The organism is Pseudomonas sp., from assembly GCF_049590575.1.
GTDB lineage: Bacteria > Pseudomonadota > Gammaproteobacteria > Pseudomonadales > Pseudomonadaceae > Aquipseudomonas.
The window spans coordinates 1-12,500 of sequence record NZ_JBAWDE010000338.1 but is presented as its reverse complement, the minus strand read 5'-3'; the positions used below and the strand labels follow the sequence as shown (position 1 = coordinate 12,500).

Annotated in this window: 9 protein-coding genes; all 9 read right to left on the bottom strand. The window is 61.2% G+C overall.

From position 1 onward, the window contains the following. Nucleotides 1-108: 108 nt before the first annotated feature. The 9 genes from WBR57_RS23370 to algK all read right to left on the bottom strand — a co-directional run bounded on the left by WBR57_RS23370 (nucleotide 109) and on the right by algK (nucleotide 12,421). Nucleotides 109-1,560, bottom strand: coding sequence for a mannose-1-phosphate guanylyltransferase/mannose-6-phosphate isomerase (locus tag WBR57_RS23370; protein ID WP_424087068.1), 1,452 nt, complete (start codon nucleotides 1,558-1,560; stop codon nucleotides 109-111). A 209-nt stretch (nucleotides 1,561-1,769) separates the two neighbouring features. Next, on the bottom strand, nucleotides 1,770-2,426 hold the full coding sequence (locus tag WBR57_RS23365; RefSeq protein WP_424087066.1) for an alginate O-acetyltransferase AlgF: 657 nt from the start codon (nucleotides 2,424-2,426) through the stop codon (nucleotides 1,770-1,772). Nucleotides 2,427-2,442: 16 nt separating this feature from the next. Beyond that, entirely contained in the window at nucleotides 2,443-3,627 is a 1,185-nt protein-coding gene (locus tag WBR57_RS23360; protein ID WP_424087064.1) for an alginate O-acetyltransferase, read from the bottom strand. 11 nt (nucleotides 3,628-3,638) lie between these two features. Next, nucleotides 3,639-5,171, bottom strand: a complete 1,533-nt coding sequence (locus WBR57_RS23355) for an MBOAT family O-acyltransferase (protein WP_424087062.1) — start codon at nucleotides 5,169-5,171, stop codon at nucleotides 3,639-3,641. Between the two features lie 219 nt (nucleotides 5,172-5,390). Next, the gene (locus WBR57_RS23350) at nucleotides 5,391-6,500 is read right to left on the bottom strand and encodes a mannuronate-specific alginate lyase (RefSeq protein ID WP_424087060.1); all 1,110 of its coding nucleotides are present in this window, start codon (nucleotides 6,498-6,500) and stop codon (nucleotides 5,391-5,393) included. An 8-nt stretch (nucleotides 6,501-6,508) separates the two neighbouring features. Next, a complete protein-coding gene (locus tag WBR57_RS23345; protein ID WP_424087070.1) occupies nucleotides 6,509-7,957 on the bottom strand; it encodes an alginate O-acetyltransferase in 1,449 nt (482 codons plus the stop codon). A gap of 11 nt (nucleotides 7,958-7,968) precedes the next feature. Beyond that, a complete protein-coding gene (algG, locus tag WBR57_RS23340) occupies nucleotides 7,969-9,558 on the bottom strand; it encodes a mannuronan 5-epimerase AlgG (protein WP_424087058.1) in 1,590 nt (529 codons plus the stop codon). Continuing rightward, complete coding sequence (locus WBR57_RS23335; protein ID WP_424087056.1) at nucleotides 9,558-11,045, bottom strand: alginate export family protein; 1,488 nt, start codon at nucleotides 11,043-11,045, stop codon at nucleotides 9,558-9,560. Before WBR57_RS23335 ends, algG begins: the two co-directional genes overlap by 1 nt. Further along, complete coding sequence (gene algK / locus WBR57_RS23330; RefSeq protein ID WP_424087054.1) at nucleotides 11,042-12,421, bottom strand: alginate biosynthesis TPR repeat lipoprotein AlgK; 1,380 nt, start codon at nucleotides 12,419-12,421, stop codon at nucleotides 11,042-11,044. Before algK ends, WBR57_RS23335 begins: the two co-directional genes overlap by 4 nt. Between the last annotated feature and the right edge of the window lie 79 nt (nucleotides 12,422-12,500).

Sequence of the window (12,500 nt, the reverse complement as noted above, 5' to 3'; positions counted from 1 at the left end):
CCGATGAGGCCCTGACAGCCAGCGCAAATCCCAAACAAAAAGCCCCCACCCAACCCACTGCGGATAGGGGACGCAATGGGCTGGGTGAGGGCTTCTTGTACGACTGTTTTACTGCGCGATAGTTTTCACCGACACGCCACGTTCTACCGGCGTGGAGCGCCCGTAGATATCTTCGAAGCGTTCGATATCGTCTTCGCCCAGGTAGCTGCCCGATTGCACTTCGATGATTTCCAACGGGATCTTGCCTGGGTTGCGCAGGCGGTGCACCGAAGCAATCGGGATGTAGGTCGACTGGTTCTCGCAGAGCAGGAACACGTTCTCGTCACAGGTGACTTCGGCGGTGCCGCTGACCACGATCCAGTGTTCGGCGCGGTGGTGGTGCATTTGCAGCGACAGACACGCGCCCGGCTTGACCGAGATGTGCTTGACCTGGAAACGCCCGCCCATGTCCACCGAGTCGTACGAGCCCCACGGGCGGTAGACTTCGCAGTGGTTCTGGGTTTCGCTGCGGCCCTGGTCGTTGAGGGTCGAGACCATCTGCTTGACGCCCTGGACCTTGTCCTTGTGGGCAATCATCATCGCGTCCTTGGTTTCCACGACCACGATGTTGTCCAGGCCGATCACCGACACCAGCTTGCCGTTGCCGTGGATCATGCAGTTGCGGCTGTCCTGGATGACCACGTCGCCTTTGCTCACGTTACCGTTGACGTCTTTGTCATTGACCGCCCACAGCGAGGCCCAGCAACCCACGTCGCTCCAACCGGCACTCAACGGCACCACGCAGGCGCGCTGGGTTTTTTCCATCACGGCGTAGTCGATGGAATTGTCTGGGCAGCAGGCGAAAGTGGCTTCGTCGAAGGTCACGGTATCGGCGTCTTGCTGGCTGCGCTCGAGGGTCAGCAGGCAAGTGTCGTAGATGTCCGGGTCGTGCTTTTTCAGCTCTTCGAGGAAGCGGCTGGCGCGGAACAGGAACATGCCGCTGTTCCAGAAATAACCGCCGCTTTTGACGAACTCGACAGCGCGTTTTTCATTCGGTTTCTCAACGAACTGCTCGACGCGGCTCACGCCTTCGGGCAGCAGCGAATCGTTGGTCGACTTGATGTAGCCATAGCCGGTTTCCGGGCGAGTCGCCGGCACGCCGAACAGCACCATCTCGCCACGCTCGGCCGCCACGGTGGCCAGGGCCAGGGCGCGTTGCAGGGCTTTCTGGTCGTCGATCACGTGGTCGGCCGGCAGCACCAGCATCAGCTCGTCGCGGCCTTCGTTGACCAGCATCATCGCAGTCAGGGCCACGGCCGGCGCGGTGTTGCGGCCGAACGGCTCCATCAGGATGCGTTGGCATTCAAGCTTACGCGCGCTCAGTTGCTCGTTGACGATGAAACGGTGGTCTTTGTTGCAGACCACGATCGGGGAGTCCATGCCTTCGAACACCAGGCGTTCCAGGGTTTGCTGGAACAGCGTGTGCTCGCCGGTCAGGGCCAGGAATTGTTTTGGGAACTGTTTACGGGAAAGCGGCCAAAGACGTGAGCCGCTACCACCGGAAAGGATTACTGGGATCATGTGTTTCTCCTTGAATCAATTTGGGTCAGAGCTACGAAGGTTTGTCGTTTCACTCTTGTTTTTGTCTCGGTCCGACTGGGCTCCTCCGCCCCCCGTGGGAGCCGGGCTTGCCCGCGATGCAGACGACTCGGTGTGTCAGTGACACCGAGGTGATGCCATCGCAGGCAAGCCAGCTCCCACAGGGGAACGGAGCCCGGTCGAAAATCTGATCAGCGGGTCGACACTGGGCGTTTCACCCAGACTGGCGACAGGCTAGAGCCTGAGCCGGTGACGTACAGCACCGCTGCCTCACCACGCTCCAGGGCCACTGGCTTCACGTCGCCGACTTTCTTGTCACCGTCATACAACGCCAGGCTGACTTTCACCGGGTTGATTTCGCGCTCGCCGCGGCCCTTGGCAGCCACCGACTTGACCACGTCGGTCTTGCCGTCAGCGGTTTTCAGGGTCAGGGCCTTGTCGCTGAGGTTCTGCACGCGTACCAGGGATTTCTGCTTGTTCTTGAACGGCGGCTCTTCGATCAGCTGCGGTTGGCCGCTGCTGTTGTTGACCAGGGTGTAGTAGTGGTCGGCGGCAAGTTTGACCGGCACGGTCTGGCTGCCGACCTTGGCGCTGTAGTCACCGCCCGGCATAAAGCTGAAGTCACTGCTGGCCAGTGGTGCAACGTCGCTCAGGTTGGTCGCGCCGACGGTGGCGCTGACTTCCTGGTTGCTGGCGTTGTACACACGCACGAAGCTCGAGCCTTTTGGCGCGGTCGGGCCGTAGAGGGCGGCGTCGCCCCCGGCGAAGGCAGACATCGATACGAAGCTCAAGCCGGCAGCGATGGCCAGGGTCTTGGCGAGACGACGCGGAGTAGTAGTGAAAGTCATGTGAGTTACCTCTCTTTCAGTTTTGCGCCCGGTCGGGCGTCTCGGATTTTGGGTTTTTAGCGGGTGTATTCAGTGCCATGTTCTGTTGGCGCGAACCGGCTTGTTTAAGCTGCGCAACCCACTGCGGGTCGGCGTCACCGATTTCGTTGTTGACGGGCAGATAACGTTCAGGAAACTCCCAGATCAGCACCTGTGGCGGGCTGTTCTTGAAGTCGTCGCTTTTCAGGTAGCTGAGCATCGGCAGGATCGGGCCGTGGCCGTCTTCGGCGTAGCTGACCACGTCGCTGCCCAGGGCTTGCTTGAGTGCGCCGACGAAGTTCCAGTTGGGGTTGGCGCTGTAGCTGGTGCCGACCAGTGCCACCGGGGTTTCGCTGTCGCTGAACAGGGCGTCGTCGCCTTTGGTTTCAGCCAGGTGCGTCACGCGTTTTTCCAGCGGCTCTTTCGGCGGCATCAGGTTTTCGAACAGCGGGTCCAGCGGCAGGAACAGACGCAGGTCGCCTCTGTGCGGTTCGGTCTTTTCGGCCTCGGTCACAAAACGCTGCGGCTCACCGTGGAGCGGGGTTTTTTCGGCAATGGTCTTGGCCAACTGCTTGGCCGCGACTTCGGCGCCGTCCGGGGTCCAGTGGGTGTCGGTGCGCAGGAACACTTGCTTGCCGCCCAGCTTGGCCTGTTGCAGCGGGCCGAGCAGGTCCGGGGCGATGATCTTGTCGGCCGCCACACGGGCGTGGAAGTCCTGGTACAGGTTGGCGTGGATGCTCGCCGGTTTCACTTCACCCAGGTGTTCCGGGTACAGGCGCACCTTGGCCGGCACGATTGCCATCACCAACTGAATGCCCTGGGCCTTGAGCTTCTGGCGCACGCCTTCGACCAGCGCGTAGTTGCCTTCAAGGTTCTGGTCTTCGTTGACGGCAGGGTTGAATTCCTCGTCGCTGTACAGCCAGTGATCGCGGCCCAGCACCACGCCAGGGCGACCTTCATTGAACAGCTTGTAGTCCAGCGCCGCCCACAGGTTGGTGCCGATGCGCTTGATCGGGAACTGGTCGTCGTAATGGGTCTCGACGGCCTTGGTCCAGCGACCGTTAAGCACCGTGGCGTCAGCATTGGTGCTGAAGCCAAAGAAGCTGCGCAGCGACCAGGCGCCCAGCGCCAGCAGCACCACCAGGAACAGGCCGATATAGAGGACGCGTAATGAACGGGTCATGGTCGGCTCCCTCAGAATTGGAAGTAAAGGAACGGCGAGAAACTCTGCGCCGACAGTTTGAGAATCGACGCCACGAATAGCAGCAGCACCGCAGCGCGCATGGCGTAGCGTGGCCAGTCAGCGGTCCAGTAGGCCGGTTGCACGGCAGCGTCCTGGCCAACGGTGAAACCTGGCTGGTGGATGCTGCCTGGGTTGTCGCCCGGTACGGCCTTGATCAGGCTCGGGTCGGCCGGCTTGGTTTTGTCGGCAGGGCGGTTGGTGTAGAAGTCGCGCAGGCCGAAGAACGCCAATGTTGCGTACGCCACTACCAGGGTTGCCACTTGCAGACCGGTGAGGTTGGCGCGGTTGAGTTCCGACAGCGACCACTCGCCAAAGCTGAACATCGCACCGTACATACGGCCGGCGACGTGCAGGTTTTCGGCGCGGAAGATCACCCAGCCCATCACCACGAGCAGGAAGGTGAAGGCCCAGCGCACCGGGTTGAAGCTGCGCGGCGAGGTGTTGAGGCCGATGGCTTTTTCAATTGCCAGCCACATGCCGTGCCAGGCGCCCCACACGATGTAGGTGATGTTCGCACCGTGCCACAGGCCACCGAGCAGCATGGTCAGGAACAGGTTGCGGTAGGTGGTCAGCGTGCCTTTACGGTTGCCGCCCAGGGTGATGTACAGGTAGTCGCGCAGCCAAGTGGAGAGGCTGATGTGCCAGCGGCGCCAGAACTCGGTGATCGACTGGCTGATGTACGGCTGCTTGAAGTTTTCCATGAAGCGGAAACCCATCATCAAGCCCAGGCCGATGGCCATGTCGCTGTAGCCGGAGAAATCGAAGTACAGCTGCGCGGTGTAGGCCAGCGCGCCCAGCCAGGCATCTCCGGTAGTCGGGTTTTGCAGGGCGAAGCAATGGTCGGCCACCACCGCCAGGGTGTCGGCGATGAAGACCTTCTTGATGAAACCCTGCATGAACCGCGTGCAGCCCTCGGAGAACTTGTCGAGGGTGTGCGTGCGGTTGTTGAACTGGTCGGCCAGGTCGCGGAAACGCAACACCGGGCCGGCAATCAGGTGCGGGAAGATCGCCACGAACGCCGCAAAGTCGATCAGGTTGCGGGTTGCTGGGGTGTCACCACGGTACACGTCGATGATGTAGCTGATGGACTCGAAGATGTAGAACGAGATCCCGATCGGCAACAGTACGTGGGTGAGGATGAACGGCTCCAGGCCGGCCGACTTCATCATGACGTTGATGCTGTCGACGCCGAAGTTGGCGTACTTGAAGTAGCCGAGGATGCACAGGTCGACTGCCACGCCCAACAGCAGCCAGCGTTGAGCCGGCTTGGTGCGCACACCTGCCGCGCCGACCTTGAGGCCGATCCAGTAATTCCACAGGGTCACTGCGGCGAACAGCGCCAGGAAGTCCACTCGCCACCAGGCGTAGAACACATAGCTGGCAATTAGCAGCAGCAGGTTGCGATAGCGTTGCCCGCTCAAATAGTACAAGCCGAGAAAGATCGGCAAGAACAGAAACAGGAACACATTGGACGAGAAAACCATCCCGATCTCTCCATGTTTAACAGACAGTCAAGGGCCAGAGCCCCCCCAAACCCCCCCACGAAAAAACGGGGAGGGCGGTACAACATTCCTACTGACGAAACCGGCTCAAAAATGTGGGAGGGGGCTTGCCCCCGATGGCGGTGTAACAGTCGCCATCTGTGTTGAATGACACCCTGCTATCGGGGGCAAGCCCCCTCCCACATTTTTTACCGAGTTCGCTCAGGAACCTTTATTGCCTTTCTCATGCGTCGGGTCGTAGACCTTGGTCAAGTCGCCGCCGAGGCGGAACGTCTTGAACGGCTGCATCCCATGCTTGCGCTCGATCACATCCGGCGCGCAGGTGTAGAGGGTGCAGAAGGGTTCGAGCCAGGCGAATTTCATGTCCTGCTTCAAGTCCTTCATGTCCTGTTCCTTGCCGTTCTTCTGTTCGAAGATCTCCGGGTCTTTGACGCCGGCCAGCACTTTGTCGCCCAGGCGTTTCAATGCGCTGTTGTTTTCCTGGCGCAGGTCCACCCCGTTGACCAGGGCAAAACTGGCAATCATCGACAATGGCGGCAGTGCGTAGTTGTGGTACGACAAGGCGCGTTGCTGACGCTTCAATTCGTTCGGCAGGAAACCCTGGTCATCGACCTGGTTGGCGCCGACCTTGTATTCCTTCACGGCCCAGTCAAACAGGTCGCGGCGGTTGACGGCGACGGACGTTGCCATCACCGACCAGGCGGCCCAGTACGAGTGGTTGTTGGTTTTATCCAGCGGCAGGTTGTCCCAGTCGCTCACCACTTGATCCGCCAGTTTGTTGAACCAGGCTTCGATCAGTTGCGATTCCTGCTGGTGGTTGGCCAGTGGGTGCGAGTCGGAAAACTTCAGGCGCACATAGGCCGAGGCCATGCTGCCCAGCGCCCATTTGCGCATGGACTTGCCGGTGTGGTTGAAGTCCTTGGACATCAACGCATTTGCCCGAGCCCATGTAGCCAGCCAGTTGAGCGTGCATTCCAGTTGTTCGGGACGACCGTCGCGCATGAACTGCATCACGCGCTTGCTGGTGTCTTTTTCCAGCTTGGTGATGTCGGCGGTACTGTCGCGAAAGGCTTTTTCCGACTGCACATTCAGGGTGGAACGGGCCTTGTCCGAACCTTCGTACTTGCTGCGAAATTGCAGCGAGCCGGTGTACGGCGCCGGCATGGCGTCGCAGTCATTCTTGAAGTCGCCGGTCTTGAACGCTTCCACCGGGGCGAAATAACCCTGGGGTGGACGCAGTGGCGCGGCGGCGTTGACTGAGCCGGCGAACATCGCCATGCCCAGCAGCGTTGGAATCAATAACTTCTGCATAGGTAACCTCATTGCCCGAGTGAGGCGGTCTTCTGACCACCGCTTGGGAATACGTTGCGTGTGCAAATTTTCGCTTCGACTTTCTGCGCGGCAGCACCCGCTTCAGGGCCCTGCACTTCCACGGCCAGCAAGTTCTGCGAGGCCCAGTCTTCATCGGTGCGCAGTTCAAAGGCGAAACGCCCGTCTGTATCGGATGTTTCGGGTTTCTCGATCTTGATGTCCTCGTGGCGGCCGTTCATGTACCAGAGGGTGGCTTGCAGGGTTTTCACCGACGGATCGGCGAAGCGGATATCAACCTGATGGTTGGCGTTGCGCAGGTCTTTGTTCGAACTGTTAACCAGCAATTCGTTCTTGCCGGGCTTCAACGTCGTGCTCGCGGTCATCTGCGCGGTCTTGCCCTCGCAGCCGTTGTCGAGCAGTGCCATCATCTGGCGGTAGATGGTCTCCTGGTCGAGGCGGTACAGCGGCGAGAATTCCCAGATGAGGATTTTCGGCGGGGTTTTCTGGAATTCTTCGCTGCCCAGGTACTGGATCATCGAGCCTTCCAGGCCACCGCCAGGGAAGGCGACGTTGAGGATATCGGCGCCGATTTCCTGTTCGAGGAAGCCGGCGAAGTTGTAGTTTTTGCCGCTGTGGCTGGTGCCCACCAGGGTGATCTGCGGGTTGCCCGAATCGCTGAACAGGTCGCCGTCACCGGCTTCGCCCTTGGGCTCGGTGGTGAACTGGTCCATGTACTGGATCGCGTAGCTGGTGCCGCACAGTTGTCCGGCCATGTTGTGCAGGGTGCCGGTCTTGCCCATGCGCCCGGAGCGCTTGGTTTCGAATTCACGTTTTGGAATATCGGCAAACTCAGGCATTGCACGCACTTTGGCGCCAACGATTTTCGCCGTGCGCTGGGCGCCGTACGGCGTCCAGTGTTGGTCGCCGCGGAAGTAGAAATCGTGGGCCGGCAGCTCGTCCGGCAGTTGCTCGTTAGTCAACGGCGACAAGTCAGGCACTACGTAGCCCATCTTGGCGAAACGGCCGAGCATGGTTTTGTAGTTGCCCAGGGCCTTGTCGAAATCGAACTTGGCTTTTTCTTCCGGGTTGAGCTTGTTGCGGTTCACCAGGCCACGGGTCGGCTGGTAGACCACCACCAGTTCCACGCCCTTGGCTTTGAACGCATCGTGCAACTGCTGCATGCGCTTGTAGCCGGCGGGGCTGGTGTCGAATTCGGTGCGCAGGTCTTCCTGGGTCCGGAACAGCCAGTCGCCCTGGGCTTGTACCAGGGTGGTGAAGTTCTGCTGGTAGCGCGTGGTGTAGTTCTTCGCGTCGTGGGCGGCCGGGCACAGGCTGCAGCACGGTTCGGCGGTGAAGGTCGGCGCCTTGATTTCGTCGGCGCGCACGCCCTGGCTGGCCGCGAGCAGGCCGAGGGTCAGACCCGAGAGGCTCAGCAGTTTGATCATGTGTGGGTGCATAAGGGTCATCCTCAGTCCTGCAATTCGGTCTGGCGTTCGACAGGGTCGATCAGCACGGCTTTCTGCTGGCGCACCAGCAGGTCGAGAATTTCTTCCTGCCGATCACCCAGCACACCGTTGAAGCTGATGCCGCTGGATTTGGTCGGCGCCAGCATCGACACGCGATACAGCTCGACGCTCAACGGCGAGTCAATGGACAGCGGCCCGCTGCCGTTGCCGGCCAGCTCACCGCCGACCACGATCAGCGAGACCTTGGCGTCGAACGGGTCGAGCGCGATGTCGCGGTCGGTGTCGGTCAAATCCTTGATGTGGCCGTACACGCCGGTCAGGCCGTTGGCCATCGCGGTGTTTTCGTACAGGCGGATGTTCACGCTGTTACGCACGCGGATGCCGTGGCGACGGTTGGCGATCACTTTGTTGCCCCACAGCAGATTGTCGCCGCTCTCATAGAGCGTGATGCCGTCAGTGTGGTTGCGGTAGATCTCGTTGTCGGCGATCAGGTTGTTCACGCTGTTACGGTCAATCACCAGGCCCGAGAGCTTGTTGTCGTAGCTGCGGTTGTTGAAGATGAAGCTGTCGTTCACTTCACGGGAAATGATGATGCCGTGCTTCTTCTTGGTGCCGTACACGGTGTTGTCCGCGATGATCAGGCCGTGGGAACGGTCGTGCGGGTCAATACCGTAGACGATGTTGTCTTTGTAGGTGTTGCTCTTGACCACAAAACCGGTGGTCTCGTAGCAGTAGAAGCCGTACCACATGTCCGAGAACTCGGAATCGATAATCCAGCCGGTCGGCTCAGGGCGCTTGAGCACCTTGGCCATGTTCGGCGTGTACTGGGAAATACTCACCCCGTACGACTTACTGTTGGCGTAGCCGAAGCTGGCCATCTTGGTGTTGGAGATGTAGGTCTCGGTGCCGCCCCAGGCCAGCAGGAACGGACGGAATTCCTTGGGCGACTTGAACAGCGCCGGGCCGTTGGATTTTTCGCTCCAGCCGGTGACTTTGGTGTCACGCACAAACAGCTGGCCGTCGTTGATCAGGAACGAACCGGCTTCCTGGGACAGGCGCAGCTCTTTGGTCTGCTTGTCGATATCGAGGATGCCCTTGCGCCCGACCACGATCGGCAACTTGGCCTGGAACACACCCGGCGACGTTTCGCTGAGGTACTGCTTGGGCACTTTGCCCAGCAGGTCCTTGAGGTTCATGTAGCCGTCGTCGACAAAGATCGCCTGGGGAATGCCGTGCTGGCGCACCACCCATTCGGCCATCTTGTTGTCGCCGCCGATAAAGTCCTTGAGCGCGTCTTCCTGCATCATGCGGCGGATGCTGATCTTGCCCGGCTTGGTGCGCACGATCTTTTTTTCCATCGCTGCGGCGGTGTAGCCCGACAGGTCCGGCAGGGCAGGCTTGGCCATTTCCAGCGGCGCGGTCGGCGGGCTGGAAATGGTGTAGGTCTTGGCCTGTTGCAGCTCTTTGGCGATGGTCGGCGCTTTAGCCTGCGGCGCGACATCGGCCATGGCAGCAGCGCTGGCCAGCAGCATCGCTGCCGCCAGCATGGCCGAGCCTTTGAGGGCTTGAGGATTCATTGCGCAGGCTCCCATCAGAACTTCCAGATCACGTCGACAAAGGCGCGATGCATGTACGAGTCGACCTGGCTGCCATAGGCGTCGCCCGGCTTGAACACACCGGCACGGAAGCGCACCAGGGCCGACGGTTCGTCGATCGACTGGCTGAGCGCGGCCGGCAGCAGGCCTTTCTTGAAGTACTTGGTGACGACCAGGTCCATCTCCTGGCCCAGGTCTTTCTTGCCATCTTCCAGCGGCAGGGACGTGCTGGACACGATTGCGCCGGTCACGTCATCGGTGCGGTTCTCCACGGCGTCGATGCCGTTGCTGCCGACCGGCTTGTTGCCGTCGACGCGCCAGAACTTGTGGTACACCAGGCTGGCGTCGTAGTCCTCGCGCAGCTGCCAGGAACCGAACAGGCTCATGGACTGCATGTTGTTCATTTCGCCGCGGAACGCTTCGCCGAAACGGTGCACGCGCGATTGGGTGCCGGTCCAGTTCGAGCGGTTGCTCTGCAGGCCGTTCTGCTCGTATTCGGCGCTGGCGCGGGAGTAGGCCGCACCCACTTGCCACTGCGGGTCAAGGCGCAGGCGGATACCCAGGTCGGTGGCCCAGCCATTCACGTCATCGCTGCGCTTGGCTTGCGCTGGGCGCGTGCCGTCGGCGGTCAGGGCGTTGACCGTGTCGCGGTCGCCCTGCATGCCGGTGATGCTCGCCCAGTAATTGACGGTGTTGGTGTTGCGCCAGTTATAGGCGTCGCTGTTGGCTTCGATGCCGAGCCAGGTCAGGTCGCCGTTTTCGCGCTTGTCCAGCGAGTCGGTGGCCACGCCCGGTTCCGGGTAGTCGAGCTTGCCGTCGTCATGGGTGTGGTGGGCGCGCAGGCCGATCCACTGGCCCGGCGTCCACTGGTAGGCGGCGTCGGCGTAGAGGTGCTGGCGGTCCTTGTCCTTGGGCGACAGTTCCTTGAGATCGGTGCGGTATTCGCTGAAGCGTTCGGCAACGCCGACATTGGCCTTGAGCAAGGTGGTGTCGAAGGTCCAGTTCAGCGCTTCGATGTTGGTGTCGCGCCACTGGCCGTCGTCATTGCGCAGGCGTTGACGGCCGAGCTTGAGAATCTCGCCAGGGTAGGGCGTGAAGCCACTGTAGCCGACCCAGAACTCGCGCATGGCCAGGTAGTTTTTCTTGGCCTTGCGGTCGTTGTTGGTGGTTTGCTGGTTTTCGTCATCGGCCGACTGTTGCAGGGTGTCGGTCTCGATGATGTCGCTCGACACGACCGCCTGGCCCATGGCGTAGGCGCTCCAGTTGCCGCTTTCGCCGTAGATCCACGGGCGCAGGTCCAGGCCGATGCCGTTGACGTCGCCGCCTTTCTGGGTGCCGAGGTCGCGGTCATCTTCGGACTGGGCGGTGGCTTTGACTTCCAGGCCGAAGTTCTTGGCTTCGGTCAGCGCCGCCAGGGTAGGGCACGACCACAGCAGGGCGAAGGTCAGGCCGATACCGGCCTTGACGAATGGATTGAGCTTCATAGGGATTCCTCGCCGTCTTCTTCTTGCAGGGCGTGCAGTTGCAGCGTGCTCTGGGCCAGGGTGCCGCGCGCGGCCAGTTCTTGTTGCACCAGGCGTTGGCCTTCGGCGCGTTGCTGCGGCGTCAGCGGGGCTTCGAGCTGCGTGGCCAGGTCAATGGCCTCTGGCGTGTCCTGGGCTTTAGCCAACTGGCTGAAGACATAGGCGTTCAATGGGTCGGGCTTGGTGCCCTTACCTTGGGAAAACAATTGAGCGATGGCGAAGTCGGCGCTGTTCTGGCCATTGCGCGCAGCGGTCAGCAGGTGGTCGAGGGCTTTTTGCGGGTAGACCTTGCCCAGGTAACCACGGCGATAGATCTGGCCGAGGTAGTAATCGGCGGCCACTTCCTTGCCCACGGCTTTTTCGAAATGCGCTTCGGCCGCCTTGGCATCCGCCGGCACCCACTTGCCTTCGTAGTAGAGCTTGCCCAGCAACAGCTCGGCGCGCGGCTGGTCGGCGGCGCGGCCGTTGTCGAGGTACTTCATCATCTGGTCGACGTCGCCGAGTTCCGGGAAGTCGTAGAGCAGTTGCGCCAGGCTGACCCAGGAAGCGGGGTAGCCGGGGGCGATTTTTTCCAGCAGCGCCTGGGCGGTTTTCTCGTCGGTCTTGCCCAGCGAGGCATCGCCCAGCACGCGAGCAACGCTGTCGACGCGTTGCGCGGTAACGGTGCCACGGCTGTAGCCGGCTTCCATCTGCTTGAGCAGTTCGGCTTGTTTTTCCGGCTCGGCTTTTTTCTGGTAGACCGTGGCCAGTTCGACGTAGCAGATGTCGGTGGTGTTCAGCGCGGCTTTGCAGATGCGCTCCACGTCATCCAGATGCTGGTCGTAAGTGTCCTGGGTGCGGTACAGCAGCACTTGGGCCAGGCCGGCTTCCGGGTAACCGGCGGCCTGCCACTTGCTGATCTGCTGCTGCGCGTTCACGTTGGGGAAGCTGTGCGGGTATTGCAGGTACAGCATCGCCAGCGGGATCAGGGTGTTGCCTTCGCCATTGGCAAAGGCTTTTTTCAGCAGGCCTTCGGCTTCATGGTGCTCGGCTTCGGTGGAACCCGGCTTGGCCACCAGCAGGCGACCCAGGCGTGCCTGGGCACGCGGCGAGGTATCGGCGGCCGCGCGGTAAGTGGCTTCGGCCTGGCGGATTTGCTCGGGGTCACGGGTGCCGACCTGGATATCCGCCAGGCCGACTTGGGCCTCGCTGTAACCCAGGTCTGCCAGCTGTTGGTAGTTCTGCTGAGCGGTGACGGTGTCGCCACGTTTCAGCGCTTCGTTGGCCAGGCGCTGGTCGGGCAGACCGGCGCAACCGGCGAGGCTGACCGCAACAGCTAGCAACGCTGCAGTTCCCATGTGGGAGCGGGCTTGCTCGCGAAGGGGCCCTGTCAGTTGATGCATGTGTTGGCTGACACACTGCTTTCGCGAGCAAGCC